Origin of the sequence: Marinobacter sp. (assembly GCF_041690615.1) — a bacterium.
Lineage (GTDB): Bacteria > Pseudomonadota > Gammaproteobacteria > Pseudomonadales > Oleiphilaceae > Marinobacter.
In genome coordinates this window covers 61672-88662 of the sequence record NZ_JAWLGY010000005.1, presented here as the reverse complement: position 1 = coordinate 88662, position 26991 = coordinate 61672, and the positions used below count along the sequence as shown (strand labels likewise).

Below are 26991 nucleotides of genomic sequence, written 5' to 3'. Positions count from 1 at the left end.
TCTGAATAGGGATCATAGGCATAGCCGATATTCGCGACTATAAGGATCCACCGAGCCCGCGATCATCTCCATAAAGGAATTCCCGCAGCAGGGGCTCGCCGTTGAATTCGGCGCGAAGCACCGCAATGAAGGTGTAGACACCGATCAGTTTCCGGTTGAGGAACACAAACTCCTTCGGCGGTACCCGGAAGTACCGGCTGATGGCAGACCTCGCCGCCTCCCGGGCAACCCGTGAAGGCAGGTCACTCTGCTTCCAGCGATACTGGCCCTGCTCGTTCACCGCATATTCAGGCCACCCCTGGACGGCAGGAGCCAGGGGCTCAAGCACCGACATGCAGACTTGGCCAAACTTGTCGAGCACCTCGTCCGGCCACTCCCGCTTCATGAAATGGAGCCGGACACCACCGTCAATGACCCCCGGCAGGTCCTGCTCATAGGACGCACGGATCATCTGGATGACCGGGTCGAGGAACGCCTCGCTGTATTGCTGGACGGCGCCGAAATCCAGCAGCACCAACTGGTCCTGGTCACTGCCCTCTTCACCGGCCAGGCGGATGCGGTAGTTGCCAAAATTGGGATCGGTCTGGATTTCACCCCAATCGAAAAGCTCCCGGAAGAATAGCTCCAGGGCCGCGCTGCCCAGCTCGCTCCGGCGCTCCACCGGCAGTGCGGCCACTGCTTCCGAGCTGACAGGATGCCCATGTTCATAGGTCTGGGCGATGATATGCGGCGTGGTATATTGCTGCAGCACCCGGGGCACCACAAACCGGGGGTCACCCGCCAGCCGCTCCCGGAATCGCTCGGTGGTGGCGGCCTCCAGGGCGTAGTCCACTTCCCGGTGCATCATTTCACGGACCTCCTCCAGCCAGTCCCGGAATTCGGGCCCGAAGGACACCAGCCGAGCCACCCGAAGCAGGTGAGCTACCGCATCCAGGTCGCTGTCCACGGCCCGGTCGACGCCGGGGTACTGAATCTTGAGCACCAGTTCAAGACCGTCGGAGAGCCGCCGGGCGCGGTGCACCTGCCCCAGGGAGGCGGCACCGATAGGCTCCGGATCCACGTCAAGCTCTGCCAGCCGTTCCGCCCCCAGCTCCTCACGGATGACCTTCTCCACTGCCCTCCACTCCAGGGCAGAAGTCTGGTCCTCCAGGGTGTGCAGGGCCTCGGTGACTTCCTCCGGCAGAAAGTGCTCCCCATACAGGGCCATCATCTGGCCAATCTTGACCACACTGCCCTTGAGCTGGCCCAGTTCGTCCACCAGAAACTGTGCCTGCCTGGATAACATGGCCTTATGGCGCTGCTCCCGCTGGTCGGCACTGGACAGCCAGTTGGTGGCCATATGGGAGGCCATACGCGTGCCCGCAAAAAGGCCCGCCCGGGTCATGCTGAGCCGGCGTTCGAAACTACCTGTACGAATACGGGCTACCGTTTTTCCTTTACGAGGTCTGGACATGGGCTACCTGACAGGTCGCAATCATCCGGGGTTGAATGGGGCTGATCCGCTGACGGAACCGCTGGCACGAACGTAAAATCCGGGATCTGCCTGGAACAGGATACCAGCCTCAAGAGGCGGTTTCGTGGATGACGGGCCGATGTACACCGCTTTCATCGTACCCGAGAGCCCCGGCCAGGGTGTCCGTCAGTCTGACAGACAGGGTCGACAGGCTGACGACGTTGTTGAAATCCCGAACCTGGCACATGGGCAGCCCGGAGAAGCCACAGGGGTTGATGCGGCTGAAAGGCTCCATATCCATATCCACGTTCAGCGCGAGTCCGTGGAACGAGCAGCCGCGTCGCACCCGCAACCCGAGGGACGCAATCTTCGCTCCGTCGACATAGACACCGGGCGCATCCGGCCTGGGTGCTGCCGAGATTCCCTGCTCCGCCAGCACCGAGACCAGGGACTGTTCGATAATATCCACCAGCTGCCGAACCCCGAGTCCGGCCCGGGGCAGGTCAACCATCAGGTAGACCACCAGCTGCCCCGGCCCGTGATAGGTGACCTGACCACCACGATCTGCCTGAACCACCGGGATATCCCCCGGCGCAAGAATATGCTCTGCCTTGCCAGCCTGTCCCTGGGTGTAAACCGACGGGTGCTGGACGCACCAGAGCTCATCCGGCACCGTTCGATCCCGCCCGGCCGTGAACGCTTTCATGGATTCCCACACGGTCTGATAGGGCTGCAGGCCCAGGTCCCGGACGATCAGTGGCGTCAGGTGCTCCGGCATCACAGCACCATGTGGACCCGGCCGCTGGCCTTGAGCTCTTCGAACAGGGCCTTGAGCTGAGGTTCGCCGGTGGCGACGATGGTCAGCCGGACAGACGTGTAGCGGCCGTTGCGGCTGTCGGTCACGGTGATATGCTCCTCACGGATTCCGGGGGCGTGCCCTTCCACCACAGACACCACGAACTCGGTAAAGTCCGGAGCAGCATCCCCGATGACCTTGATAACATAGTCACAGGGAAACTCGATTCTGGGGGGTTCGGGTTGAGACATGAAACCGTCCCTCCTGTTGGTACCTGACTGAACCTGCTCAGTTGAACAGGTTATGGAAGAACAGTTTAATGGCGTCAAACAGCCGCTTGAACAACCCCCCTTCGGGTACCGGTTCGATGGCGACCAGCGGCCGCTCGGCCAACACCTCGTCATTGAAACTGATGGTAACGGTGCCCAGCTGATCACCGGCTGACACCGGTGCCTTGATAACCGAGTCGACTTCCACCACAGATTCCAGCGAATCCCGGGCACCACGGGGAATCGTGAGCACCATGTCAGAGGCGAGACCCAGGTTCATCTGGTCCTTTTCACCGCCCCATACGCGGCTTTCAAGCAGGGATTCACCACTGTCGAACAGGTGCGCCGTCTCATAGTAACGGAAACCGTAGTTGAGCATTTTCTGCACTTCCCGGGCGCGGGCTTCACTGCTGTCGGTACCCATTACCACGGCAATCATGCGGGAATCGTCGCGCTTGGCCGAGGCCACCAGGCCGTAACCGGCTTCTTCCGTGTGGCCGGTTTTCAGACCATCTACCGATGGATCGCGCCACAGCAGGGAATTGCGATTGGGTTGCCGGATATTGTTGTAGGTAAAGTGCTTCTCCGCATACAGCGGGTAATTTTCCGGATAGTCATTAATGATGGCCGCTGCCAGCAGAGCCAGGTCGTAGGCGGTGGAGTACTGATTCTCATGGGGCAGGCCGGTGGCGGTCTCGAAGCGGGTATTTTCCATACCCAGCAACCTGGCCTGCTGGTTCATGACATCGGCAAACGAGTCTTCAGAGCCGGAGACGTGCTCAGCCAGTGCCACGGAGGCGTCATTACCGGACTGGATAATAACGCCCTTGAGGAGGTCTTCCACACTGACCCGGGAGCCCTCCTGAACAAACATCCGGGAACCTCCAGTTTGCCAGGCCTTGACGCTGATGGGCACCATTTCGTCCATACTCAGACGCCCTTCATCCAGCTCCCGCTCCACGATATAGGCGGTCATCATCTTGGTCAGACTGGCCGGCGGCAGACGCTCATCGCTGTTGGCTTCCATGATGATCTTGCCGCTGGCAGGGTCCATGAGTACATAGGAGCTGCCATTGATCTGCGGCGGCGACGGGATCAGTACCTGTTGGGCCTGTGCCACCAGGGACAGGGCCGCCAGCACAAGGGTCATCAGTAGGCGGGGCATGGCTTTACGAGTCATGGGCTTTTTCACATTACTTCCGGATTAATGGATTGGCCGGCACCGGGCCGGCGAGATTCAGGTCAGTGACTGTCGGTCAGGACCATTGCCTGGCGAAAACCCTCAGAGGCAAGGCGTTCCATGGCGCGCTCCGCATCCCCGGAATCGCCGAAAGGCCCCACCTGCACCCGGTGAAAATCACCGGAGGCGGTTGAAATCTGACGCACCCTTACCGGTTCTTCGGTGCGCTGCCGGACAGCCTGCTCCAGCTGTCGGGCCGGAGCCACCTGGCTGAACGACCCCAGCTGCACAAACAGGGCATCACCTTCCGGCGCGGATGGTTCAGGCTGGGCATCGAAGCTTTCTGCTACGTCTTCATCCCTGTCTCCGTCCGGCGACCAGGGCTGGCCGGCCAGTGTCATGGAGCCATCCTCGTCAACAGTGATCGATGCCACCTCAACCCGGGCCGTCCCCTTGCCCAGGAAATCCAGCTTCTTGGCGGCCGCCCAGGACAAGTCTATCAGACGATCGCCATGAAAGGGCCCCCGGTCATTCACGCGCACGATCACTGAACGACCGTTGTCCAGGTTGGTCACCCGGGCATAACTTGGCAGCGGCAGACTCTTGTGGGCGGCGGACATCTTGTACATGTCATAGGTTTCGCCATTGGAGGTCTTGTGGCCATGGAACTTCTTGCCGTACCAGCTGGCAATTCCCCGCTGCACATAGCCATCCGCGTCGCTTGCTGCCATCACCCGGTATTGGTTGCCCCAGACAGTATAGGGAGACTTGTTGCCAGCGGAACGGGGCTGTTCGTATCTGGGCACGGCGTTAGCGACACCGGTCACATCCACATCCTCTGCCGGGCCATGGTCCTGGGCAATGGTATAGCGTCCGGAATGGTCCGTTTCCTGCGGTGTGGAGGAACAACCGGCCAGCACCAGCGCCAGCACGGCCAGAACACCAGCCAGCCTCAGGTCAGGGTATTTCAGGTTCGTATTCATGTTGTGTTGTTGGTTCCTTCAACCTCCCCTGCCGTAACTGCCCGGTCATTTCATTGACCGCCAGGGCGTAGAGGTGACTGTGATTGTATCGTGTTATCACGTGAACATTCTGGCAGGTGGCCACCAGCGGAACCCGTCCAGGCCTTTTTACCCGCAGTGCCCGGGCCGGCGGCACGACAGTCACAGACCGTAAACCGGGGGTTTAGTTCCCGGCGGACCCCCTCGTCCGCCATCATCACGGCAACCAGGTTGCCCCAGAGCCTCAGGTGCAACCCTCACCTGAGCGACGCCCCGCGATGGCCACAGCAACCTGTTTTTTCGAAGGTTACCACGGGGTTACAGGTGGCACCATTACCGGACATTACGCCGCGATCATCCGCCGGTGGGTGTGAATGGCCATCAGCACGCCGAATGCGGACATCAGCGTGACGATGGACGTCCCCCCATAGCTCACCAGGGGAAGCGGCACCCCGACCACGGGAAGAAGGCCACTGACCATGCCGATATTGACCACAATATAAACCACAAAGGTCATGGTCAGCGCACCCGCCAGCAAGCGACTGAACGAATCCTGGGCATTGGCGGCAATATACAGGCACCGCAGAATGATGAGGGTGTAGGCCGCCAACAGGAGCAGCAAGCCAATAAACCCGAATTCCTCGGCCAGTACTGCCACAATGAAGTCGGTATGGCTTTCAGGCAGGAACTCAAGATGGGACTGGGTTCCCTGGAGCCAGCCCTTGCCACTCCAGCCGCCGGAGCCAATAGCCGTGGTCGACTGGATGATGTTCCAGCCGGCCCCCAGCGGGTCACTCTGTGGGTCCAGCAGGGTCAGGACCCGCTGTTTCTGGTATTCCCGCATCACGAAGTGCCACATCAGCGGCGCGGCTACTCCCAGCAGGGCAAAAAAGCCGGTGATCAGCTTCCAGCTCAGTCCCGCAAAGAAAACCACGAACATGCCCGCAGCACCCACCAGCAGGGAGGTGCCCAGGTCCGGTTGCTGGATAATCAGACCCATGGGGGCGAGCACCAGCACCACCGCAATGACCACATGGCGGAACCTTGGCGGGAGATACTGCCGGGACAGATACCAGGCGGCCATCATCGGGACCACCAGCTTCATGATCTCCGAGGGCTGAAACCGGGGCAGGCCAGGCAGGTCCAGCCACCGCTGCGCCCCCTTTGCGCCCACGCCGATCGCCAGCACGGCAACCAGCCCTGCCATGCCCGCTGCATACATCCACGGCGACCAGCGCCGGTACACTGACGGATCAAGCTGGGCAAAAACGAACAGGGCAATGAACGCAACGCCGAACCTCAGGGCCTGGGACTTGACCGCCGCGGTACTGGCATCTGCACCACTGTAAAGAACGATCAGCCCTCCCCCCGCCAGCAACAGCAACAGCAGCAGCAACAACGGGTCCAGGTGGAGACGATGCCAGAAACTGACGGGCCGCTGCAGGCTGCCGCTGGCTTCCACGTTGACTGCCCGCCCTATCATGGCCGCTCCTCACTGACCTGGCTGATCACCGAGGCCTCCTCTTCAAACTCCTCCAGCCAGGCATCAAACATGGCCCGAGCCACGGGCGCGGCGGTGCCGCTGCCGCTGCCGCCGTTCTCAACGATCACCGAGACGACGATCTTCGGGTCGTCCACCGGCGCAAACCCCACGAACAGGGCGTGGTCCCGCAGACGCTCGCGGACCTCCTCCTCATCGTATTCTTCATCTTCTTCCAGGCTGAAAACCTGCGCAGTGCCCGTCTTTCCTGCCATCCGGTAGTTCGCATCAGCGGCCGCCGCCCGGGCAGTACCCTTGCGGCCATGCATGACCTCCTCCATGGATTCCACAACAAACTCCCAGTCATCGCGGTTAGTGACCGTCAGGTCCTCCAGGTACTCTGGCTGTAACAGGGCATTGACGGATGTGTCGCCCATAACATCCCTGAGCATCCGCGGCTGTATCCATATACCCCGGTTGGCCACCACTGTGGTTGCGGTGGCCAGCTGCAAGGGTGTCGAGAGGAAAAAGCCCTGACCGATACTCATATTGACGGAATCGCCGGGATACCAGGATTCGTTACGGTTTGCCCGCTTCCAGTCCCGCGACGGCAACAGGCCCGGCAGCGCACCACCGACGTCGAGGGTCGCGTCGATGCCGAAACCAAACCCTGACAGGTACTTGTGCATTGTATCCACGCCCATTTCCACCCCGAGGTCGTAGAAATAAACATCACAGGACTCGGCTACCGCCTCCAGCCCGTCCACCCAGCCGTGACCATCGCGTTTCCAGTCCCGGTAACGACGTCCGCTGTTATTGATCTGGTAGTAACCTGGGTCCCAGATGGTGTGATCACGGGTCACGGTCTTACTGTCGAGACCTGCCAGCAACATCATGGGCTTGATGGTGGAACCCGGGGGATACTGGCCCCGCAGCGCGCGGTTGAACAGGGGCTTGTCCAGGTCGGTACTCAGCGCACGGTAGTCGTCGACGCTGATTCCGGTCACGAACCGGTTGGCGTCAAATCCCGGAACGCTGGCCAGGGCTATGATGCCTCCGTCACGCGGGTCAATAGCGACGATGGCGCCGCGACGTCCTTCGAGCAACTCGAATGCCCGCTGCTGGAGGCGCATGTCCAGGTGCAGCATCAGGTCTTCGCCCGGCACCGGGCTCTCCCGCTCCAGTACCCGCAGCGTGCGTCCCCGGGCGTTGGTCTCCACGTGCTCGTAGCCCACCCTGCCGTGCAAGGCCTCCTCATACACCCGTTCCACACCGGATTTGCCGATATAGTTCGTGCCGGCGTAATTGATCGGATCGATACGTTGCAGCTCTTCCCGCGTAATACGCCCCACATAGCCCAGGGCATGGGCGTTGAGCTCCCCGAAGGGGTAGTGGCGTACCAGCTCGGCACTGACCTCGACACCGGGCAACTCGTGCCGGTGAACAGCCATGCTGGCGATTTCCTGCTCCGTCAGGTCATAGTGCAGTGGCAGTTCCTGGAAAGGCCGGCGGGGCTCCCGCAACCTGCGGCGGAACCGCTCCATGTCCTCTTCGGATACGGCCAGCAGTGACTGCAACCGTTCCAGGGTGGCGCCCATGTTATCCACCCGCTCCGGAACCAGGGTTACACTGAAAACCGGCCGGTTCTCAGCGATCAGGGTCCCGTTACGGTCATAGATCAGTCCACGGGTGGGCGGCACCGAACGCACCTGAACCCGGTTGCGGTCGGAGATCGTGGTATAGGTTTCATGCTCGATAACCTGCAACTGGTAGAAACGTGCCACCAGAGCTCCGAAAAGCACGATAACCAGACCCAGCATTACCAGGGTACGACGCTGGAAGAGTCGACGTTCAGCGGCTGTGTCCTTGAATTCGCCCCAGGCCATGGGAAGATCCTACGCGCGGTGGTACGGGTGATTGCGGGTGATGGTCCAGGCCCGGTAAAGCTGCTCGGCGAGCAGAATCCGCACCAGCGGATGGGGCAGGGTCAGCGGCGACAGGGACCATTGCTGATCAGCCCGCTCGCGGCAGACCGGATGCAGGCCGTCGGGCCCGCCCACCAGAAAGCTGACATCGCGGCCCTCCAGCTGCCAGTTTTCCAGCCGTTGGGCCAGCGTCTCTGTAGACCAGGGGCGGCCGTCAACCTCAAGGGCAACGACAAGGTCACTTTCAGCGGTAGCCGCCAGTACAGCATCCGCTTCCTGGCGCATCAGGCGATTGATGTCAGGATTCTTGCCCCGGTGGGGCATGGCGATTTCCACCAGCTCCAGCGGCAATTCCCGGGGCATACGACGGGCGTACTCCCGGAACCCCTCGGTAACCCAGCCAGGCATTTTCTGACCGACACAGACAAGCTTCAGCCGCATGGCTATTCGCTGCCGGCAGCCCCCAGCCCCGGGGCGTCCCGCCACAGGCGCTCGAGGTCGTAGAACTCGCGGGTCGCGGGCATCATGACGTGAACCACCACATCGCCCAGGTCCACCAGGATCCAGTCACTGGAATCACCCCCTTCCACTTTGGCTTCACGGAGGCCGCGATCCTTCATCTCCTTGACCACCGACTCCGCCAGCGACCGCAGGTGACGGCCCGAGGTGCCCGAGGCAAGGACCATGAAGTCCGTCACGCTGGTGCGATCTGTCACATCCAGCACACTGATGTCCTTCGCCTTCAGGTTTTCCAGTGCCTCGATAACAATATCTTTCAGTTCTTCTGCCTGCATAATGATCCTGTAACGTATACCCGGCCCGGGCCGGATACAGGGAATGGGTAAGTTGGCATGTATAGGTTGGCTAGTGTATCACCAATCAGCGCCCGCGCTCATTGCCATCACTGCCGTATAACCCCAATTCATCGATTCTGGCCAGCACCGGGTCAGGCACCAGATAGCGGATAGACCGCCCGGACGCCAGCCGTTCCCTGATACCGGTGGCGGAGATATCCAGCAGCGGAGGTTCCACCTCAAGAATACAACCCGCAGGCGCCGCACCCAGCGTGGCCACATCGGTCACCCGGCGCCTGGCCAGTAACTGTGAGGGTGCGGAACCCGGGGCAAGGCCGGCCTGGGGGCGTGTGACCAGCACAATATGGGCGAGTTCCGGAATGCATGACCATTCCTGCCAGCGGTCAAACCCGGCAAAGGAATCGGTCCCCAGCACCATCACCAGGGGCTCGTCGGGACCAAGCTCCTCCCGCAGGTGGCGCAGGGTGTCCGCAGTGTAGGATGAACCGCCCCGGACGAGTTCGCGATCATCCACCCCGAGGCTGGGCTCGTCGGCGATGGCCATCCGGAGCAATTCCAGGCGGTGTTCACTGGAACCGCCGGGGTCACCACGGTGGGGGGGGATATGACAGGGGACCAGGTCAACCCGGCTGACCCCCAGGGCCTCCCGCAGTTCAATGGCCACCCGCAGGTGGCCATTATGGATCGGATCGAAGGTGCCGCCGTAGATAACGTGCATGGTCAGGTACGGATATGTCCGTCGCCGAACACTACGTACTTCTGGGACGTGAGCCCCTCCAGGCCAACGGGGCCGCGGGCGTGGATCTTGTCGGTGGAAATACCGATCTCGGCTCCCAAACCGTATTCGAAGCCATCCGCAAAGCGGGTGGAGGCGTTGACCATCACAGAGCTGGAGTCGACCTCGGTAATGAACCGGCGGGCACGGGTGTAGTTCTCGGTGATAATGCTGTCAGTGTGCTGCGAGCTGTAACGGTTGATATGGTCAATGGCGCCGTCAAGGCCATCCACCACCCTGACCGCCAGTATCGGCCCGAGGTACTCCTCATACCAGTCATCTTCAGTGGCCGCCACCATGTCCGGCACGATGGACCGGCTGGCGTCACAGCCCCGCAGTTCCACGTCGTGCTCCCGGAAGGTGCCGGCCAGCAGGGGCAGGATATCCCCGGCAATTTCCCGGTCCACCAGCAGGGTTTCCATGGTGTTGCAGGTGCCGTAACGCTGGGTTTTCGCGTTGACAGCCACCTTCAGCGCTTTCTCCGGATCGGCATGGGCGTCGATATAGACATGACACACGCCGTCCAGGTGCTTGATCACCGGCACCCGCGCGTCCCGGCTGATTCGCTCGATCAACCCCTTGCCGCCCCGGGGAACGATCACGTCGACAAACTCAGGCATGGTGATCAGTTCACCCACGGCTGCCCGGTCAGTGGTACGAATCACCTGTACCGAGGTTTCAGGCAGGCCGGCCTGCTTCAGGCCGGCGATCAGACAGGCGGCAATAGCCTGGTTGGAATGAATCGCCTCCGAGCCACCCCGGAGGATAGTGGCATTACCTGACTTCAGACACAGGCTGGCCGCCTCTACAGTCACATTGGGACGAGACTCGTAGATAATGCCGATCACCCCAAGCGGCACCCGCATCTTGCCAACCTGGATACCCGAAGGCCGGTAGGCCATATCCGTGATGGCACCGATGGGATCTGCCAGACCGGCCACCTGCCGCAGGCCCTCAATCATGGCGTCGATGCGGGCGGGCGTCAGCTCCAGCCGGTCCAGCATGGCCGGCTCCAGCCCGTTACTGCGACCGTTTTCGAGATCCCTGCGATTGGCTTCCACCAGTTCGGCGCGGGCATCATCCAGCGCCTCAGCCGTCGCCAGCAGCGCCTGGTTACGGGTGGCCGTAGAGGAACGGGCGATGGCGCTGGCCGCCTGGCGGGCCTGCTGGCCCACTTCCGCCATGTAGGCTGCAATATCCATGGATCGGTAACTCCGCTTTAGCACTGGTGCATCAATAAAAATCAGGGCGTTATTATGCCCGACGACGGCGCGTTTGGCACATTGATGTTATCATTGCAGTCCAATGGAACCCACTTCAGGAAGGACGTGACCATGGCCCAGAAGGCCGAGCGATTTGTACTGAGCCGACTGGCCTGGCTAGGCATTCTGGCCCTGCTGGCTCTGTCCGCTTTCTGCCTGGTCACCGGGGACTATACGGCCGCCGTGGCAGCGCTGGTCAGCTCCGGGATTATTCTGACCAGTCCTGCCCTGCCCCGCCCGCACATTGGCCGGGGCTGGCAGTTGCTGAATCAGCTACTGGTTCTTACCCTGGCGCTGGTACTAGTCACCGGCCTCTGGCTCGGGTCCTCCTCGTTACATTACTGGCTGTTCACCCTCCCGCTGATCATCCTTGGACTGCTTCCGGTCCGCACCGGGGTTCCGCTGACAATCATCACCATGGCGGTGATCCTTGCCGGTCTCGGCGCCCTTGCTGGCAACCCGGTTCGTCACCAGATCATTGCCCCCCTGGTCCTGACCACCAGCCTGGCTGGCGTGTTTTTCCTCTTGTGGCACTACAAATCCCGCCAGATCGCACCACTGCGGCGCTCGGACGAACTTACCCAGGCCGCCAGCCGTACCTACCTGACTGCCGACCTGTACAAGGAAATACAGCGGAGCGAACGGGAGGGCCTTGACCTGTCGGTGGTCATGCTGGGCCTTGACACCCACCTCAGCGAACCCGACACCGATACGGACCTGCAGGCACTGCTGCCCCGGATCGGCCGATACCTGCATTCCCGGTTGCGGGAGTTCGATACCTGGTACCGGGTAGCGGACCTGCAGTTCCTGATCATTCTTCCCGGAATGGCCACCGCGGGAGCCAGCAAACGGGCAGAGCAACTCCGCCTGGGCCTGATATCGCTGCTTGAGTCCCATGGACTGCAGGTTACAGTGAGTGCCGGTGTGGCGGGCCTGAACATCGGTGACAACGCCGATACCCTGCAGCAGGCCGTGGCCAGCGCCCTGCAGAGCGCCCAGAAGAAAGGCGGTAACCGGGTGCAGACCTGGAGCACCTGGTCACACACCCCGCCACCGGATACCGAAAGGAGCCCGGCGACGTGACGGAAACCCGACTGAGAACGCTGACCAGCGCGCTGGCCTATGGGCTAAGTGCCGCGGTCTTTGCCCTGCTCGCCCTGCAGAACCTGCGTTACGGCTTCTACCCCCTTTTCTACCCGGCAGCCAGCCTGAGCGCCATCAGCCTGGGAGGGTGCGCCTACACCCTGGCCGTCAGCCGCTATCAGCTTCGGGCCCGGGGCCATCTGCCGATGCTCCTGGCATTGCACGGGATGGCGTTGGCAGGTGCACTGTTAGCTGGCGACAATGGTGTTTTCTGGAGCCTGCCGGTGCTTGTCCTGGCCTATCTGGTGCTACCACTGCGCCAGGCCATAAAGCTCACACTGCCCTTCGCCGTCCTGCTGGCCCTGGTGCTGGGTTGGCAACTGCCCGCCAGCGAGAGCCTGCCCGCCATTACGGCGCTAACACTGCTGGTAGCCACTGCCGGGCTGGCCAGTTGGTACTATGACCACATGGCCCAGTCCGCCGAAGACCTGGCGATTATCGACCCGCTCACCGGCGCCCATAATGCCCGCTTTCTGGACGAGACCCTGCAGAAGGAAATCAGCCGGGCGAAGGCCACTGCCCACCCGGTGTCCGTGCTGATGATGGACATAGACCATCGCGACCAGATCAGCGACATGCTGGGGCGGGAGCAGATGTCGCTGCTGTACCGCCGGCTGGCGGAGCACCTCTTCACACTCATCCGGGCCGGCGACACACTGTATTTTCTCGGCGAGGGTCGCTTTTGCCTGATCCTGCCATTCACACCCGAGGAAGGCGCCCGGGTTACGGCGGAGCGGATACGCCGCAGTATCGCCGAAGCGACCTGGCCCCAGGTGGGCCGTATGACGGTAAGCATGGGTGCGACCACCCATGTCAGCCAAGACACTCTGGGAGAACGCCTGCGCCAGCGCGCCACGGACGCCCTGGAGGAAGCCTGTCGCCGCGGCCATGATCACGTCTGGTTCAGTGCGGACTCCCGCCAGGTAGCCTGATGCAGCCAATGATCCAGGACCTGACCCAGTGGCTGGCTGCCCACCCGGGCTGGCTCACTTCTGCGGTCTTCGCCACAGCTCTGCTGGAGTCTCTTGCGGTGGCGGGCATACTGGTCCCCGGCGTTGCCATTCTCTTCGCCGTGGCGATGCTCGCCGGTCAGACCGGCACCCCCCTGTTGCACATCCTGGCCTGGGGCGCGGCCGGTGCCATTGCTGGCGACCTGCTGAGCTTCTGGCTGGGCCGGCGGCTGCAGGGCCGCCTGCATCAGGTATGGCCCTTCCGGCGACACCCGCTGATGGTTCGCCGGGCGGAAAACCTGTTCGCCCTACATGGGGGCAAGAGCGTGGTTATCGGACGCTTTGTGGGCCCGGTACGGCCGTTCATCCCCATGGTTGCCGGCGCGTTCAATATGCCCACACGGCGCTTCGTCTTTGTTAATGTTGCCTCCGCGCTGGCCTGGTCGCCTTTTTACCTGATACCGGGATTTGCGGTGGGGTCCGCGCTCGCAGGGCCTGAGCCCATACCGCCGGCACTCTACGCCCTGGGCGCCGGCGGAACCGCCGTCGTACTGGTTGCCTGGCTGCTGTTCGTGAGGCTGCAACTGGGCCTGCGCAGCAACAGCCGGTTCTACCAGTGGCTGGAAAAGGCCACGACCCGCTACAACACCACCCACCGGTTCTGGCGAGCACTCTACAGCGAACGCCCGGCCGAGGGCGGGGAGTTTCCGCTGGCTTCCCTCAGCCTCGCGCTTGGTGCCACGGGCATCTTCATCCTGTGGGCCCTGTTCAGTCAGGGCACCGACCTTTTGCTTCCGCTTGACCGCTATTTCGGAGACCTGACGGACCTGCTCCGGTCGCCACTAACCGACCCGGCACTGGTTCTGCTGACCCTGTCAGGGGACCCCCCGGTGCTGGTTGCCGGAGGACTGCTGATGGCCGCGGCCCTGCTCATCCGGGGCTACTACAGCGCAGCCCTTCATCTGGTGGCCGCCCTGGCACTCACATCGGTCAGTGTGACTCTGCTGAAGAACGGCCTGGCTGTGGCCCGCCCCACTCTGGTCAGCGAGCCGCCGTCGAGCTTTGCCTTCCCCAGTGGCCATGCCACCGGTATTACGGTTTTCATCGGTATCGCTGCGGCCTTCGTGGCCCGGGAGTGGCGACCATCCCGAAGGTGGCGGGTTTACCTGCTGTTCAGTATCCCCATGGTGCTGGTCGCAACCAGCCGGGTGGCGCTGGGGGTTCACTGGCTTACCGATGTCATCGGCGGGCTGCTACTGGGGCTGGCCATCTGCGGCCTGGTACGGGCGAGCTACAGCCGTTATGACCGCACCCCGCTGGCACTCGATGTGTTCACGGTTCTCGCGATGGTGTTATGGGGTATGTTTCTTGCCGGATATCTGTGGTGGCAGTGGCCGGCAGCGCGACTTGCCTACTCCATTGCCGGCTGATGAATGCCCGTCGTGACGGTGTGGTCAGTCCATGGCGTCCAGCAGGGAAGACAGCCGGTCCAGCCGCTGCAGGGGATCCTGGATTTCCAGCAGACGCTGCTTCTCCTGGCTGTCCAGGGGCAACAGTTCCGTCAGCCGCCAGCCCACCTCCCGGGCGCTGCTGAAGTCCACACTGAGATCAAGCTTGTTGATAACCGGGTGCCGCAACAGGGCACGAAGCACGGCGGCCAGCTCCGAATGACCGGACGGCAGTACGTCTTCCGGCTCTTCCGGCAGGCGTTCCGCATCCCCCAGGTTAAGACCATCCGGCGCCCGCCAGCTGCGATTGACTGCGACTTTCCACAGGCCCTCGGCGGTAATGCCCAGCAGGCCGTTATCCAGCTGCTGGAAGTCCACGATCCGCACATAGGTGCCGATATCGTAGAACACTGCCTGGCTGCCAACGTCGCTGCCTTCCCGCAATAACACCACCACGAATCCCCGCTGCTCCCGCAAACACCCGGCCAGCATATCCAGGTAACGGGGCTCGAAGAGCTGCAGCGGAATCCGCCCGCCGGGGAGCACTGCAGCGTTCAGGGGGAACAGGGGAACGTGGTCAAGCGACTCGTTCTCAGCTGAGGCCATGATCAATGCCCCGCCAGCAGGCGCTGCAGCTCATCCAGTCGCTCCCGGGCTGTCTCCAGCAGCTTGAGGCTGCGGGACGCGCTGAGTTCCAGTGCGCCCAGCCGGCGATAGGCAGGCACCTGCTCGAACTCGGGAAGCCCCTCGCTCTGCCCTTGCGATATACGGGCGTGTAGCCGGGCCACGATCACCAGGTCGACCAGCTGGGGCCGCTCCTCGGCGCACTCGTAGAACCAGTCATCCCCGTGACGGGCAGCTTCCACAAAGGCCGGCGGAAAGTGCCAGTTTTCCAGGATGGCGGCGCCGATATCGGACTGCAGCTCGGCCATGGCCTCCTCCAGGGCAGACGGGCTCGCCAGAAGCGCCGGATGGTATTCCGAGTGAACCAGCACCGGAACCGCACCGATGTTGTGGAGCAAGCCCGCAAGCAGGGCCTCTTCCGGCTCAATACGGGTTGCGGACTCCGCCAGCACATAGGCCAGGGCGCCCACGGTACGGGCCTCGCGCCACAGTCTGTCCATCGCCTTTTGCAACTCGGGGTGCCGGCTGCGGAATACTTCCCGCATGGCGAATACGGTCACCAGCTGCCGGGTGGTTTTCACCCCCAGCCGGACCACCCCGTCACGAACATTGCGCACATCGCTGAATCCCCGGTACAGGGCACTGTTGCAAGACCGGACCAGCTTGGCCGACATGGCCGGATCTGCTGTCAGGGCCCGGGCGATGTCATCGGCGGAGGAGTCTTCCCGGTCCGCCAGCCGGCGCACTTTCCAGGCCACATCCGGCAGGCTTGGCAGGCTGACCTGGTTGGACTTCAGTTCGGCGTAGAACTCCATCAGCAACCGGTGCCCGTCATCGGCGTCCGCGTCGCCGCTGCCATGGTCATCGGTGTGCTCAAGCGGAGCCGCCTGAAGCAACTTGTTCAGCACGGCTTGCTCGATCACCAGGAATTCGCAGGGCTGAACTGCAGTAACATCGAACATCCGCGGCTGCAGGCGCGCTATGGCGGTTGCAGCCTTGTCCGTTGCGGCATTCACTGTTGTCTGGCGCCCATCGGCAGCGACCAGCTCCACGGCCCCCTTGAGCAGAAAGAAATCCATGCCATCACGGGCGCCCCGTTCGAGAATACGCTGCCCGGGTCGGTGTACCCGCCGTTCGGCCCGGCTGACCAGCACCACAAGTTGCTCATCGGTGAGGCGGTTGAGTGGGTGAAACTCCCTGAGCCGGCTCAGTGCCAGATTTTCTCGAACAGTCATTTACAACTCCATGTTCCGGACAGCGCAAACCAACATCCCGGAAAGCAGTTCCAAAGCGGACACCAGGGCCGGATACCCGGCTGCGGCGGCCAGCGTCTGCTGATGTCCAGGCCATTCCGGGATCGGTTGCCCGGTTTGTAAAGTATTGTAAATAGTACCGACGAAAACAACCATCCGATACGCCGTTAATCTGGTATCCTCAACGGTTTGCATCCCGCCCGCAACCCGCCCGGCCCGTTATTTCATGCCTGTGGAATAACCCTGCCGCGGTCAAGCCGGGCGTCAACTGACAGCTGAATATAACGAGAGACCAGCCATGCCAGACTATCGTTCACGCACCTCAACCGCCGGCCGCAACATGGCGGGGGCCAGGGCCCTTTGGCGAGCCACCGGGATGAAAAACGATGACTTCGGCAAGCCCATTATTGCCGTTGCCAACTCCTTCACCCAGTTCGTACCCGGGCATGTTCACCTTAAGGACCTCGGTCAGCTGGTCTGCCGGGAAATCGAGGCCGCCGGCGGCGTCGCCAAGGAGTTCAACACCATTGCCGTGGACGACGGCATCGCCATGGGCCATGATGGCATGCTCTACTCCCTGCCATCCCGGGAGATCATCGCCGACTCCGTCGAATACATGGTCAATGCCCACTGTGCCGACGCCCTGGTATGCATTTCCAACTGCGACAAGATCACTCCCGGCATGCTGATGGCGGCCATGCGCCTGAACATTCCCACCATTTTTGTCTCCGGTGGCCCCATGGAGGCCGGCAAGACCAAACTGTCGGAACACAAGCTGGACCTGGTGGACGCCATGGTGATCGCGGCGGACCCCAACGCCAGCGACGAACAGGTGGAAGAATACGAGCGCAGCGCCTGCCCCACCTGCGGCTCCTGCTCCGGCATGTTTACGGCGAACTCCATGAACTGCCTGACCGAAGCGATCGGCCTGGCCCTGCCCGGCAACGGCTCCACCCTGGCCACCCACGCCGACCGGGAACGTCTGTTCCTGTGGGCCGGACGCCAGATTGTGGAGAACGCCCGCCGCTATTACGAACAGGACGACGCCAGTGTTTTGCCCCTGAGCATTGCCTCGATGGCGGCGTTCGAGAATGCCATGGTCATGGACATCGCCATGGGCGGCTCCACCAACACCATCCTGCACCTGCTCGCTGCGGCTCAGGAAGGCGGCGTACCGTTCACCCTCAACGAAATTGACCAGCTCTCCCGCAAGGTGCCCCAGCTGTGCAAGGTGGCCCCCAACTCCCCGCTGTATCACATGGAAGATGTACACCGGGCCGGCGGCATTATGGGGATTCTCGGGGAGCTGGAGCGCGGCGGACTGATCAACACCGACCTGCCCACCGTGCACAGCCGCACCATGGCGGAAGCCCTGGACAAGTGGGATATCATGCGCAACCCGACTCCGGAGGTGGTGGAATTCTACAAGGCCGGTCCGGGCGGTGTGCCCACCCAGGTAGCCTTCAGCCAGAGCACCCGCTGGCCGTCACTGGACGGTGACCGGGCAAACGGCTGTATCCGCTCCGTGGAACATGCGTACTCATCCGAGGGTGGTCTGGCCGTTCTGTATGGCAACATTGCCCGGGACGGCTGCGTGGTGAAAACCGCCGGCGTGGACGAAAGTATCTACGTGTTTGAAGGGCCTGCGCGGGTCTTCGAGAGCCAGGACGCTGCGGTTGAAGGCATCCTTGGCGACCGGGTGAAATCCGGCGACGTAGTCATCATTCGCTACGAAGGGCCGAAAGGTGGGCCCGGCATGCAGGAAATGCTCTATCCCACGAGCTACCTGAAATCCAAGGGGCTGGGCAAGGAATGCGCACTGTTGACTGATGGCCGGTTCTCCGGCGGTACCTCGGGCCTGTCCATCGGCCACGCCTCACCGGAGGCAGCAGCTGGCGGTGCCATCGGCCTGATCGAGGACGGTGACCTGATCCGCATCGATATTCCCAATCGCAGCATCAACGTGGAAATTGACCAGCATGAACTGGACCGTCGCAGGGAACAGCGCGACGTCAGCGGCTGGAAGCCGGCAGCGCCCCGGGTACGCAAGGTTTCAGCTGCCCTGAAGGCCTATGCCCTGCTGGCCACCAGCGCCGACAAGGGCGCTGTACGGGACCTGTCCAAACTGGACTGATTCAGCGCCAGCACATCAACACCAGCTTCCGCTCCCGGCGGCCGGAAGCTGGTGTTCATCCGCCCATACGCGGAATTACTTGTCCGGAGGCGAAAGTACCGGCTCCTCCTCACTGAACTCCCGTATGAAGATTCCCCAGAATGCCATGAACAGCGCCGCCACCAGCGGCCCCATCACGAATCCGTTAATGCCGAACATGACCAGCCCGCCCAGGGTGGACAGCAGCACAATGTAATCCGGCAGCTTGGTATCCCTGCCCACAAGGATCGGTCGCAACAGGTTGTCGGCCAGACCAATGACGATGGCCCCGTATGCCGTCAGAATGATCGCCGGAACATAGTCTCCCACCGCCGCCAGGTAAATCGCCGCGGGCACCCATACCACCGCTGCACCGATCGCCGGTAGCAGCGAGAAGATGGCCATGACCACCCCCCAGAGCAGGGCCCCGGTGATACCCAGAACCCAGAAGATCAGCCCCCCAAGGGCACCTTGAATAATGGCAATCAGCAGGTTGCCCTTGACTGTGGCCCGGGTAACCTCCGCGAACTTGGCAAACAGCAACCGCTCACGGTCATCCCCCAGCGGCAGCGCCTGAATTAACAGGTCCACCAACCGTGAACCGTCCCGCAACAGGAAGAATGCCAGGTAGATCATCAGCGCCAGATTGAGGAAAAACTGAAAGGTATTCTGACCAAGCCCCAGGGCCTGCTTCGCCAGAAACTGGCTGGCGCCGGCAACCCCGGAAACCAGCCGGTCCCGCAGGGCAGAGAAGTCCAGGTTGAACTGGGACAGGAAAGCCTCTATGGCCGGGAACGACTGGTTGACCTGGTCAAGGTACTCGCCGGGGCGGATATCCCCGTCCTGGATTTTCTGATAGACCGCCAGGCCTTCAGCGACCAGCGAGGAAATCAGCACCATCACCGGGATAATGACAATCACCATACAGATCATCAGGGTAACGAACGCCACCAGGTTTGGCCGGTTGCCCATGCGCCCGGCCAGGCGCTGCCGGACCGGGTGGAAAATCAGTGCGATGGCCACGGCCCAGAAGATCGGGCCAAAGAAGGGCTTCAACAGGAAAAGGAAGGCTAGCGAAACCAGCAACAGGCTTCCCAGAAAGGTCCAGCGCTCCAGGCTTTCGTACTTCATCAGACAGCATTCCTTTGTGTGAGGGGCTTGTGGGCGCGTGCGTTACCGCGCCTCCGGCGTGGCCAGTTCCGCCTCCGGCAGGGTATAGTAATCGGTTGGGGTATAGCTGTTAAAGACCAGCTATTCAATTTCCGGGACTGGTCCTCGTGGATCATCAAGATACGGACTACCCCTGGAACCCGAAGCTTTCTTTAAGGTCGGATCAGTGACAGGCGACGACTTCAACGAAGAAACCGCATTACAGGCAGCCGAAGCGCTCGCCGCCGTGCTGGCCAGGCGAACCCATCGCCGCAAGGTGATGGGGCAGGAAGTACTGGTGCCGGGACAACTGGGGGACGCCCTGCGGTTGCCCCAGCTGATCGCCCGCCTGCGCAGCCGGCAACGGCGTCAGCGGGACCGTGCGGTGCAGGCCTTCGAGATACTCTGGGACACCCTGTCGCCCCGGACTCGTGACCAGGTGCTACGGGACCTGGGCTGGTATGATCCGAGAGGCCTGAGTTGGGAAGATAAACGCTCCAACCGCCGCCCGTTGCCGCCCGAATCCTGAGCCGGCCTGTCAGGGCATTCCAGCGAAAGTGAACCAGCTTTAATGGCCCTGACGTACAAACAGCGGGGAAAGGACCTTTAATTGTCATATCAAGGCCCTATTGTGTAACCGGTGCGCCTCTGGTCTGACCAGCGATCACGGACCAGGTACCCGACAAGGACATGAAAACAAGGAGCAACCATGAGTGAATATCACGATTTCTACATTGCGCGATTGGCCGAAAATAGTACCGTACCTACTCTCCTGTGCGGCCATTGTCAGTCCATTCTTCCGGCAAAGCGGATCTTTGCCAACGCAGGCGATAATCGCTATGACCTGCCCTGTGACACCATCGGACTGTGCTCGGCGGATGACTGCGGCGCGGTAAACTGCTGCGATGAAGCCATGCGTGCCGGAGACTGGCACCATGACCAGAACCGTATCGCAGTCTGATTCAATTCAATAACGCTCTGTTACGTAAAGCCCACACAAAAAGCTGCCATCTGCTCTAAGCTGGTTCCCATCAAGTCCTCCGGACACGCTTGCAATCAGCCAGAGCAGTCGATGGTATGCGTATTCTAAGAACCGACGAGTCCCGGTTTCGGGATCTGCCGGACTTTCCCTTCCAGCCCCGTTATGTCGAGGTCGGCACAGAATCGCCGCTTCGTCTTCATTATGTGGACCACGGCCCGGAAAATGCTGCGCCGGTGGTACTTCTCCATGGCGAACACGGGTGGTCATACCTGTACCGGCACATGATACCACTGGTGGCAGGGGCGGGGCTGCGTGCCCTGGCGCCTGACCTGATCGGGTTCGGCAGGTCTGACAAGCCGGACAGCCAGCAGGACTATTCCTTTGATCGACACCTGGACTGGCTGGAACAGTGGCTGCTGGCTCTGGAGCTGAGCAACGTGACTCTGGTCTGCCAGAACCGCACCTCACTGCTGGCCCTGGCTCTGGTCATGCGGCAGCCGGACCGGTTCAGTCGCATCATTGCGGCTAATGCCGTGGTTCCGCGGGCAGATGACAGTCAGGCCCCCGCCGGTGGCGTCTGGCAGATATTTGCCCGTTACAGCCCCTGGTTCCCGGTGCCCCAGCTGATCCAGCTGGGGACAACACGCCCCCTTACCCGGGCGGAACGGGAGGCCTACGATGCCCCCTTTCCCAGCGATCGCTACAAGGCAGGCGCACGCTCGTTCGCCGGCAACCTGGGGCAGTCCCATAAAGGCCTCAACCGCCAGCGTCTGTGGCGCTTCCTGGAGGGCTGGCAAAAACCGTTTATCACCTGCTTCAGTGACTCGGACTCCGGCTCCCGTGGCGGCCACCGGCCGCTGCAGCGAAAGATACCGGGCGCCCTCGGGCAACCCCATATCACACTTTCCGGCGGTCACTTCCTTCAGGAGGACGCCGCGGACAGCTTCGCCAGGGTCATCATCGACGCCTGCCGACCAAGCCTGGCAGCCTGATCGACGGCGTCCCTGACTTACCCGAAGACGGTTACGGTCTGGCGACTGATGGCCACCAGTTCCCCCTGCCGATTCCAGATCTGGGCATGGGTGTTGGCATAGCCGTCGTCCGCCTTGTCGATCTCCGCCCGGTACATCAACCAGTCATCCACCTCGATGGCCGGACGGGGATCCATCATCTCTACTGACCAGGTCAGAGAACTATTGGGGGCGAATTCGGTGAGGTGGGACAGGGGCACCGGTGGCCAGGCGTCAATCAGGGCTACAATGGCGGGGTCATCCAGCCTCGAAGGCGTTTCCCGGAAGCGCATCCAGCCACCCATATCCCGATGCTTTTCACCGGTAAAGGGACGGCTGCCGAAACACCAGCGCATCTCGATAAACTGCGCGAAGTCGGGCATCCGACCTTTTATAAAGGGCGTCGGCTCACACTCTTCAGGGACCGGGGCTTCCGGAGCCGGGTGAGGTGCCACACTGACCACGGACTCACGCCCACTGCCATAGGCGCCCATTGCCACCAGCCGGGTGGTGCCCGCCTGCACCATTCTTACCATGGCCTGGCTCACCGCTTTACCTTCCCGCAGCAGTTCCACCTCCAGGGTAACCGGAACTTCCGGCTCAACCGGTCCCACAAAGGATACCTGCATGGCCCGCAGCGGGCGCCCCGGAGTGACCACGGACTGCATCCGCTCACAGGCCAGGGCGCCCGTGAGCCCCCCGAAGGTGGCCCGTCCCTGGGCCCAGATAGCAGGAATAGTAACTTCGTTGTTCGCCGCCGATGCCAGGATTTCCTCGAGATTCATCGCAGTGGTGTCTCCGGTTATTTGATGAGGATGCGTATTATATAAACCCCAAAGACTGCCCCAAAGCCCGCCGGGACACAAGTCGCACCGGCAATTACCTACCGCCGGACCGGCCGCAGCGCTATAAAAGCTGCCGCCAACCGCGTATACTGCGCCCCGTCATCATCAGGATGGCCAAGACCCACGGACAAAAACGCCCACTGGCGACCGGTCCGTGACGATACCAGCCGGGTTTATGGGGTTCGCGAGCCGTCGAAGGTTCATCAGGCTACCCCGACGCGCTCAGCCGGTAGCTTCAGGAGCCCGCGCTTTCCCGGTTGCAGACGGTAACCGGCCTCTCGTTTTTTGGCTCCCCCACCCCGAATACCAGGTAATTGAATGTCTGAAAAAACCTTTGCTGAACTCGGCCTCGACCCGGCCGTGCTTGAAGCTATCCGTACCGTTGGCTATGAAACCCCGTCTCCGATCCAGGCCCAGGCCATCCCTATTCTGCTGGAAGGCCATCACCTGCTGGGTGTTGCCCAGACCGGTACCGGCAAGACCGCCGCTTTCGCACTGCCGCTGCTCAGCCGTATCGACGCCGACGACCTGTCCACCCAGATCCTGGTACTGACACCGACGCGGGAACTGGCCATCCAGGTGGCAGAAGCGTTCACCACCTACGCCAGCGGCTTCCGTCAGCTCCACGTACTGCCTATATATGGCGGCGCGGATTTTGCGCCCCAGCTCAAGGCCCTGAACCGGGGCTCCCAGGTCATCGTCGGCACCCCGGGTCGCCTGCTGGACCACCTGCGTCGCGGCAAGCTGAAACTCAACAACCTCAAGGCGTTGGTGCTGGACGAAGCGGACGAGATGCTTCGCATGGGCTTTATCGACGACGTCGAAGCCATTCTGGCCACTATTCCTGACAGCTGCCAGCGGGCCCTGTTCTCGGCCACCATGCCGCCGGCCATCTCCCGGGTTGCCAATACCTACCTGAGCGACGCCCGGGAAGTCAAAATCAAGAGCGAAACCCGCACTGTTGAGCGGATCGCCCAGTTCGTACTGCCCACCTTCGGCGAGCGTAAACTGGATGCGTTGACCCGCATCCTGGAAGTAGAGCCGATCGACGCGGCGATTATCTTCGTGCGCACCAAGGCAGAAACTACCCTGTTGGCAGAAAAGCTGGCGGCCCGTGGTCATTCCGTAGCGCCCCTCAACGGCGACCTGAATCAGCGCCAGCGTGAACAGACGGTAGAGGACCTCAAGCGGGGCAAGAAGGACCTCATCGTCGCAACCGACGTAGCGGCGCGAGGCCTGGACGTACCGCGGATCACCCACGTCATCAACTACGATGTACCCTACGACAGTGAAGCGTACATTCACCGGGTGGGCCGCACCGGCCGCGCCGGTCGCGCCGGCAAGGCGATCCTGCTGGTAACCCCCCGTGAGCGCAGCTGGCTGCGCACCCTGGAGCGTGCCACCAACTCGCCCATGGAGCCCTACGAACTACCCACCCCGGCGGCACTGCAGAAGCTCCGCCAGGAGCAGTTCGAAAGTCAGCTGATGGGCTTTACTGAAGACGGCAAACTCGCCAAGGCCATGGGCCTGCTGGACGATATCGCCGAGCGCAATGATATGGACATGGCCATGCTGGCCGGGGCCCTCGCCTGCTGGATGGAGTCTGCCCAACCGGGCTCCCTGCCGCTGGAAACCCCTTCAGAGCTTCCGGTTCCCTCAGCCAACCCACCACGGGGTAAGGGTGGACCGGGCGGCAAGCGCAGCAATTTCCGTAAGGGTGGCCCTGGTGGCAAGCCGGGCGGGTATCGCGGCAACAAGCCCGGAGGAAAGCCGGGCGGTAAGCGCGACGGCTTCAAGCCGGCCAAGCGCCGTCAGGCAGACTGAGGCCGCTGGTAAACGACAAAGCTGTAGTCGTAGGGATTGTGGTCGGACGCGGAGAAATCCTCCCGTCCGATTTCCTGCCATTGCTCCAGGTCGATTTCCGGGAAGAAGGCATCGCCGTCTATCTCGGCATGGACCTGGGTAATGTAGATTCGGTCGATCTCGGGTAACACCGCCTCGTAAATCTGGCCGCCACCGATCACCATCACCTCATCCACGCCATCCAGCGTCGCCTGTGCTTCCGCCATCCGGAAGGCTTCCTCCAGAGTTTCTACCTTTGCCACCCCGGCGGGTAACTCCAGTTCCTGTGACGACACCACGATGTTGAGACGCCCTGGCAGCGCCCTGCCAATGGATTCCCAGGTATTCCGGCCCATGATAATGGGCTTCCCCATGGTGGCCTGCTTGAAATACTTCAGGTCTCCCGGCAAATACCACGGCAATTTGTTATTACGGCCGATGACCCGGTTGCGGGACATGGCTACGATCAGGGCTTTTCTCATCTTTTCAGGCCTTTATGGTCTGGTGCAAGGACCAGCTACCGGGTAGGGCGTTCCGGAACATGCCGTGAATACGTCCTTGTAGGCTCTTCAAAAACGTCCCTGTTTTTGAAGGTTCCGAAACAACCCACCCGGCATCTGTCCTGACGCAATGGAGTTACCTCTCAAGAGGCGAACAACGTTGTAACCCGTAAACCTCAGCTGCGACATAACGAGCGCGGATAATCCTACTGGGACCTTTGGGTGTGCAAGTTGCCGGGGCCTTTTTCTGAAACCTTCAAAAACAGGGACGTTTTTGAAGAGCCTACAAGGACGTATCCACGGCGTGTTTCAGAAAAAGGCCCCGGCTGCTTGCGCGCCTTCGCCACGCCCCGCGGGCTAGCAAAACTCAACCGTTAGCTAACACAGACTATAAAGGCCAACTTGCGGCGTGTTCCGGAAAGGGTCACCAGCTGGCCTTGCGTGGGCACCAGGTTTCCGGTTTAAAACGAGGATAGCCGGCGTAAGCCATAAAGATGCTATAACCGCGAAACTAAACAGCAATAGGCGCCTTAATCATACCCTGCGGCTCATACCCCTCGATCTCGAAGTCCTCATACTCATACTCGAAAATCGAATCCGGCTTCCGCAAAATCCGCAGCGTGGGCAACCGTCCTGGCTTACGCTTGAGCTGCTCAAACACAATGTCATCCGTCAGATGATTCTGGTACAGGTGACAGTCACCAAAGGTGTGCACAAACTCCCCCACCTCCAGGTCACACTGTTGCGCAATCATATGGGTCAGCAGACTGTAGGACGCGATATTGAACGGCACCCCAAGAAACAGATCCGCACTGCGCTGATACAGCTGACAGGACAAGCGCCCGTCAGCCACATAGAACTGGAACAGACAATGGCAGGGTGCCAGCGCCATTCGCCCTTCCCGGGCGTTGTCCTGCGGGCCCATGGACTCATCCGGTAGTTCCGCCGGGTTCCAGGCTGTCACAATATGACGCCGGGAGTTCGGTTTGGTGCGGATCTGCTCGATGACCTCGCTGATCTGGTCAACCACCCGACCGTCCGGGCACTGCCAGCTGCGCCATTGTTTTCCGTAGATTGGCCCCAGATCACCATTATCGAGGGCCCATTCGTCCCAGATAGTGACCTTTCGCTCCCGCAGCCAGTTATTGTCCGTTGAGCCCTGCAGGAACCATAGCAGCTCATAGATGATGCTGCGCAGGTGTACCTTCTTGGTGGTGAGCAGAGGAAAGCCCTGCTCCAGGTCGAACCGCAACTGGCGGCCGAACACCGAGCGGGTACCCACGCCGGTACGGTCACCCTTGTCGGTGCCGTTAGCCACCACATCCTTCATCAGATCAAGATAGGCTTTCATGATTTAACGCCCCTGTACGCAAACACCATCAGCACAATGCCAGCGATGATCATCGGCAGGGACAGCAGCTGCCCCATAGTGAGCCAGTCAAAGGCCAGGTAACCGAGCTGCGGATCCGGCTGACGGAAAAACTCGTTGATGACCCGGAAGCATCCATAAAGTATCAGGAACAGTCCGGAGACGGCCATGGTTGGACGGGGTTTTGAAGAGAACAGCCACAGCACCACAAACAGGGCGACGCCTTCCAGGGCAAACTGGTATAGCTGCGAGGGGTGCCGCGCAAGGGCATCCGGAGCCTGCGGGAAGACCATTCCCCAGGGCACATCCGTTGGTTTGCCCCACAGCTCTCCATTAATGAAATTGCCGATCCGGCCGGCACCCAGTCCAACAGGTACCAGTGGCGCGACGAAATCCGCAATTCGGAAGAAGCTGCTGCCAATCTTTCGACCGTACCACCACATGGCCAGCATGACGCCGATCAGGCCACCATGGAATGACATTCCCCCTTCCCACACCCGCAAAAGCCAGAGCGGGTCGCCGAGAAACTGGTCGAAATTATAGAACACCACGTAACCGAACCGGCCACCCAGAATTACCCCCAGCGCGATATAAAACAGCAGGTCACCCACCTGCTGTTCGCTTACCGGCGTCCAGTCCTTGCGGGCACGAACCTTGCCCAGCCACCAGCCGACCGCGAAGCCGGCCAGGTAAGTAAGTCCGTACCAGTGGATCTTCAGCGGCCCCAGGGAGATGGCCACCGGATCTATTTGGGGGTGATTGAGCATG

At 61.6% G+C, this 26991-nt stretch carries 27 protein-coding genes; 8 read left to right on the top strand and 19 right to left on the bottom strand.

The features are described 5' to 3' along the window. Positions 1–37: 37 nt before the first annotated feature. The 12 genes from ACESMZ_RS05670 to ACESMZ_RS05615 form a co-directional block, all read right to left on the bottom strand. Entirely contained in the window at positions 38–1453 is a 1416-nt protein-coding gene (locus tag ACESMZ_RS05670) for an ABC1 kinase family protein (protein ID WP_372955882.1), read from the bottom strand. A 109-nt stretch (positions 1454–1562) separates the two neighbouring features. Further along, positions 1563–2231 carry a lipoyl(octanoyl) transferase LipB gene (gene lipB / locus ACESMZ_RS05665; RefSeq protein ID WP_372955881.1) on the bottom strand — a complete coding sequence of 223 codons (669 nt, stop codon included), beginning with the start codon at positions 2229–2231 and terminating at the stop codon, positions 1563–1565. Further along, positions 2231–2500 carry a YbeD family protein gene (locus ACESMZ_RS05660; protein ID WP_372955880.1) on the bottom strand — a complete coding sequence of 90 codons (270 nt, stop codon included), beginning with the start codon at positions 2498–2500 and terminating at the stop codon, positions 2231–2233. The genes lipB and ACESMZ_RS05660 overlap by 1 nt, the downstream gene beginning before the upstream one ends. Positions 2501–2537: 37 nt before the next feature. Next, positions 2538–3698, bottom strand: a complete 1161-nt coding sequence (locus ACESMZ_RS05655; RefSeq protein WP_372955879.1) for a D-alanyl-D-alanine carboxypeptidase family protein — start codon at positions 3696–3698, stop codon at positions 2538–2540. Between the two features lie 62 nt (positions 3699–3760). Continuing rightward, positions 3761–4681 (bottom strand): septal ring lytic transglycosylase RlpA family protein, encoded by a 921-nt coding sequence (locus ACESMZ_RS05650; RefSeq protein ID WP_372955878.1) that lies wholly within the window; start codon positions 4679–4681, stop codon positions 3761–3763. Further along, entirely contained in the window at positions 4656–4805 is a 150-nt protein-coding gene (locus ACESMZ_RS05645; RefSeq protein WP_372956046.1) for a lytic murein transglycosylase, read from the bottom strand. Before ACESMZ_RS05645 ends, ACESMZ_RS05650 begins: the two co-directional genes overlap by 26 nt. Before the next feature lie 237 nt (positions 4806–5042). After that, entirely contained in the window at positions 5043–6182 is a 1140-nt protein-coding gene (rodA, locus tag ACESMZ_RS05640; RefSeq protein ID WP_372955877.1) for a rod shape-determining protein RodA, read from the bottom strand. Then, positions 6179–8065, bottom strand: a complete 1887-nt coding sequence (mrdA, locus tag ACESMZ_RS05635; RefSeq protein WP_372955876.1) for a penicillin-binding protein 2 — start codon at positions 8063–8065, stop codon at positions 6179–6181. Before mrdA ends, rodA begins: the two co-directional genes overlap by 4 nt. Positions 8066–8074: 9 nt before the next feature. Continuing rightward, positions 8075–8545, bottom strand: a complete 471-nt coding sequence (gene rlmH, locus ACESMZ_RS05630) for a 23S rRNA (pseudouridine(1915)-N(3))-methyltransferase RlmH (protein WP_372955875.1) — start codon at positions 8543–8545, stop codon at positions 8075–8077. 2 nt (positions 8546–8547) lie between these two features. After that, a complete protein-coding gene (gene rsfS / locus ACESMZ_RS05625) occupies positions 8548–8898 on the bottom strand; it encodes a ribosome silencing factor (RefSeq protein WP_372955874.1) in 351 nt (116 codons plus the stop codon). Positions 8899–8983: 85 nt separating this feature from the next. Further along, complete coding sequence (gene nadD, locus ACESMZ_RS05620; RefSeq protein WP_372955873.1) at positions 8984–9637, bottom strand: nicotinate-nucleotide adenylyltransferase; 654 nt, start codon at positions 9635–9637, stop codon at positions 8984–8986. A gap of 2 nt (positions 9638–9639) precedes the next feature. Continuing rightward, a complete protein-coding gene (locus ACESMZ_RS05615; RefSeq protein WP_372955872.1) occupies positions 9640–10896 on the bottom strand; it encodes a glutamate-5-semialdehyde dehydrogenase in 1257 nt (418 codons plus the stop codon). A gap of 132 nt (positions 10897–11028) precedes the next feature. Between ACESMZ_RS05615 and ACESMZ_RS05610 the strand changes: the two genes are divergently transcribed. The 3 genes from ACESMZ_RS05610 to ACESMZ_RS05600 are packed head-to-tail and all read left to right on the top strand — an operon-like array spanning position 11029 to position 14479. After that, a complete protein-coding gene (locus ACESMZ_RS05610) occupies positions 11029–12039 on the top strand; it encodes a GGDEF domain-containing protein (RefSeq protein ID WP_372955871.1) in 1011 nt (336 codons plus the stop codon). Beyond that, positions 12036–13031, top strand: coding sequence for a GGDEF domain-containing protein (locus ACESMZ_RS05605; protein ID WP_372955870.1), 996 nt, complete (start codon positions 12036–12038; stop codon positions 13029–13031). Before ACESMZ_RS05610 ends, ACESMZ_RS05605 begins: the two co-directional genes overlap by 4 nt. Beyond that, positions 13031–14479: a bifunctional DedA family/phosphatase PAP2 family protein gene (locus tag ACESMZ_RS05600; RefSeq protein ID WP_372955869.1), complete on the top strand. Its 1449-nt coding sequence runs from the start codon at positions 13031–13033 to the stop codon at positions 14477–14479. Before ACESMZ_RS05605 ends, ACESMZ_RS05600 begins: the two co-directional genes overlap by 1 nt. 24 nt (positions 14480–14503) lie before the next feature. On the opposite strand, the gene ACESMZ_RS05595 is transcribed toward ACESMZ_RS05600, so the two are convergent. Together ACESMZ_RS05595 and ACESMZ_RS05590 are read right to left on the bottom strand one after the other, a co-directional pair. Further along, positions 14504–15103, bottom strand: a complete 600-nt coding sequence (locus ACESMZ_RS05595; protein WP_372955868.1) for an LON peptidase substrate-binding domain-containing protein — start codon at positions 15101–15103, stop codon at positions 14504–14506. A 2-nt stretch (positions 15104–15105) separates the two neighbouring features. Then, complete coding sequence (locus ACESMZ_RS05590) at positions 15106–16356, bottom strand: HDOD domain-containing protein (RefSeq protein ID WP_372955867.1); 1251 nt, start codon at positions 16354–16356, stop codon at positions 15106–15108. A gap of 316 nt (positions 16357–16672) precedes the next feature. Here ACESMZ_RS05590 and ilvD point away from each other — a divergent pair, with 316 nt between their 5' ends. Continuing rightward, complete coding sequence (gene ilvD / locus ACESMZ_RS05585; RefSeq protein WP_372955866.1) at positions 16673–18508, top strand: dihydroxy-acid dehydratase; 1836 nt, start codon at positions 16673–16675, stop codon at positions 18506–18508. Between the two features lie 75 nt (positions 18509–18583). Here ilvD and ACESMZ_RS05580 read toward each other — a convergent pair whose 3' ends face one another. Next, complete coding sequence (locus tag ACESMZ_RS05580) at positions 18584–19657, bottom strand: AI-2E family transporter (protein WP_372955865.1); 1074 nt, start codon at positions 19655–19657, stop codon at positions 18584–18586. A 205-nt stretch (positions 19658–19862) separates the two neighbouring features. Between ACESMZ_RS05580 and ACESMZ_RS05575 the strand changes: the two genes are divergently transcribed. The 3 genes from ACESMZ_RS05575 (at position 19863) to ACESMZ_RS05565 (ending at position 21649) form a co-directional block, all read left to right on the top strand. Further along, entirely contained in the window at positions 19863–20204 is a 342-nt protein-coding gene (locus tag ACESMZ_RS05575; protein ID WP_372955864.1) for a hypothetical protein, read from the top strand. A gap of 180 nt (positions 20205–20384) precedes the next feature. After that, a complete protein-coding gene (locus ACESMZ_RS05570; protein ID WP_372955863.1) occupies positions 20385–20636 on the top strand; it encodes a hypothetical protein in 252 nt (83 codons plus the stop codon). A gap of 116 nt (positions 20637–20752) precedes the next feature. Next, positions 20753–21649, top strand: a complete 897-nt coding sequence (locus tag ACESMZ_RS05565) for a haloalkane dehalogenase (RefSeq protein ID WP_372955862.1) — start codon at positions 20753–20755, stop codon at positions 21647–21649. Positions 21650–21666: 17 nt separating this feature from the next. Here ACESMZ_RS05565 and ACESMZ_RS05560 read toward each other — a convergent pair whose 3' ends face one another. After that, positions 21667–22452 (bottom strand): acyl-CoA thioesterase, encoded by a 786-nt coding sequence (locus ACESMZ_RS05560; RefSeq protein ID WP_372955861.1) that lies wholly within the window; start codon positions 22450–22452, stop codon positions 21667–21669. 378 nt (positions 22453–22830) lie between these two features. Between ACESMZ_RS05560 and ACESMZ_RS05555 the strand changes: the two genes are divergently transcribed. Then, positions 22831–24336, top strand: a complete 1506-nt coding sequence (locus tag ACESMZ_RS05555; RefSeq protein ID WP_372955860.1) for a DEAD/DEAH box helicase — start codon at positions 22831–22833, stop codon at positions 24334–24336. On the opposite strand, the gene ACESMZ_RS05550 is transcribed toward ACESMZ_RS05555, so the two are convergent. The 3 genes from ACESMZ_RS05550 to lgt all read right to left on the bottom strand — a co-directional run bounded on the left by ACESMZ_RS05550 (position 24324) and on the right by lgt (position 26990). Then, the gene (locus ACESMZ_RS05550; protein ID WP_372955859.1) at positions 24324–24836 is read right to left on the bottom strand and encodes a dihydrofolate reductase; all 513 of its coding nucleotides are present in this window, start codon (positions 24834–24836) and stop codon (positions 24324–24326) included. The genes ACESMZ_RS05555 and ACESMZ_RS05550 overlap by 13 nt on opposite strands. A 529-nt stretch (positions 24837–25365) precedes the next feature. Next, positions 25366–26205 (bottom strand): thymidylate synthase, encoded by an 840-nt coding sequence (locus tag ACESMZ_RS05545; RefSeq protein WP_372955858.1) that lies wholly within the window; start codon positions 26203–26205, stop codon positions 25366–25368. Continuing rightward, the gene (lgt, locus tag ACESMZ_RS05540; protein ID WP_372955857.1) at positions 26202–26990 is read right to left on the bottom strand and encodes a prolipoprotein diacylglyceryl transferase; all 789 of its coding nucleotides are present in this window, start codon (positions 26988–26990) and stop codon (positions 26202–26204) included. Before lgt ends, ACESMZ_RS05545 begins: the two co-directional genes overlap by 4 nt. Between the last annotated feature and the right edge of the window lies 1 nt (position 26991).

Excerpts from the sequence above, each read along its gene's own strand:
- ACESMZ_RS05670 (WP_372955882.1), bottom strand. The coding sequence starts at position 1,453 with ATGTCCAGACCTCGTAAAGGAAAAACGGTAGCCCGTATTCGTACAGGT.
- lipB (WP_372955881.1), bottom strand. The coding sequence starts at position 2,231 with ATGCCGGAGCACCTGACGCCACTGATCGTCCGGGACCTGGGCCTGCAG.
- ACESMZ_RS05660 (WP_372955880.1), bottom strand. The coding sequence starts at position 2,500 with ATGTCTCAACCCGAACCCCCCAGAATCGAGTTTCCCTGTGACTATGTT.
- ACESMZ_RS05655 (WP_372955879.1), bottom strand. The coding sequence starts at position 3,698 with ATGACTCGTAAAGCCATGCCCCGCCTACTGATGACCCTTGTGCTGGCG.
- ACESMZ_RS05650 (WP_372955878.1), bottom strand. The coding sequence starts at position 4,681 with ATGAATACGAACCTGAAATACCCTGACCTGAGGCTGGCTGGTGTTCTG.
- rodA (WP_372955877.1), bottom strand. The coding sequence starts at position 6,182 with ATGATAGGGCGGGCAGTCAACGTGGAAGCCAGCGGCAGCCTGCAGCGG.
- mrdA (WP_372955876.1), bottom strand. The coding sequence starts at position 8,065 with ATGGCCTGGGGCGAATTCAAGGACACAGCCGCTGAACGTCGACTCTTC.
- rlmH (WP_372955875.1), bottom strand. The coding sequence starts at position 8,545 with ATGCGGCTGAAGCTTGTCTGTGTCGGTCAGAAAATGCCTGGCTGGGTT.
- rsfS (WP_372955874.1), bottom strand. The coding sequence starts at position 8,898 with ATGCAGGCAGAAGAACTGAAAGATATTGTTATCGAGGCACTGGAAAAC.
- nadD (WP_372955873.1), bottom strand. The coding sequence starts at position 9,637 with ATGCACGTTATCTACGGCGGCACCTTCGATCCGATCCATAATGGCCAC.
- ACESMZ_RS05615 (WP_372955872.1), bottom strand. The coding sequence starts at position 10,896 with ATGGATATTGCAGCCTACATGGCGGAAGTGGGCCAGCAGGCCCGCCAG.
- ACESMZ_RS05610 (WP_372955871.1), top strand. The coding sequence starts at position 11,029 with ATGGCCCAGAAGGCCGAGCGATTTGTACTGAGCCGACTGGCCTGGCTA.
- ACESMZ_RS05600 (WP_372955869.1), top strand. The coding sequence starts at position 13,031 with ATGCAGCCAATGATCCAGGACCTGACCCAGTGGCTGGCTGCCCACCCG.
- ACESMZ_RS05595 (WP_372955868.1), bottom strand. The coding sequence starts at position 15,103 with ATGGCCTCAGCTGAGAACGAGTCGCTTGACCACGTTCCCCTGTTCCCC.
- ACESMZ_RS05590 (WP_372955867.1), bottom strand. The coding sequence starts at position 16,356 with ATGACTGTTCGAGAAAATCTGGCACTGAGCCGGCTCAGGGAGTTTCAC.
- ilvD (WP_372955866.1), top strand. The coding sequence starts at position 16,673 with ATGCCAGACTATCGTTCACGCACCTCAACCGCCGGCCGCAACATGGCG.
- ACESMZ_RS05580 (WP_372955865.1), bottom strand. The coding sequence starts at position 19,657 with ATGAAGTACGAAAGCCTGGAGCGCTGGACCTTTCTGGGAAGCCTGTTG.
- ACESMZ_RS05570 (WP_372955863.1), top strand. The coding sequence starts at position 20,385 with ATGAGTGAATATCACGATTTCTACATTGCGCGATTGGCCGAAAATAGT.
- ACESMZ_RS05565 (WP_372955862.1), top strand. The coding sequence starts at position 20,753 with ATGCGTATTCTAAGAACCGACGAGTCCCGGTTTCGGGATCTGCCGGAC.
- ACESMZ_RS05560 (WP_372955861.1), bottom strand. The coding sequence starts at position 22,452 with ATGAATCTCGAGGAAATCCTGGCATCGGCGGCGAACAACGAAGTTACT.
- ACESMZ_RS05555 (WP_372955860.1), top strand. The coding sequence starts at position 22,831 with ATGTCTGAAAAAACCTTTGCTGAACTCGGCCTCGACCCGGCCGTGCTT.
- ACESMZ_RS05550 (WP_372955859.1), bottom strand. The coding sequence starts at position 24,836 with ATGAGAAAAGCCCTGATCGTAGCCATGTCCCGCAACCGGGTCATCGGC.
- ACESMZ_RS05545 (WP_372955858.1), bottom strand. The coding sequence starts at position 26,205 with ATGAAAGCCTATCTTGATCTGATGAAGGATGTGGTGGCTAACGGCACC.
- lgt (WP_372955857.1), bottom strand. The coding sequence starts at position 26,990 with ATGCTCAATCACCCCCAAATAGATCCGGTGGCCATCTCCCTGGGGCCG.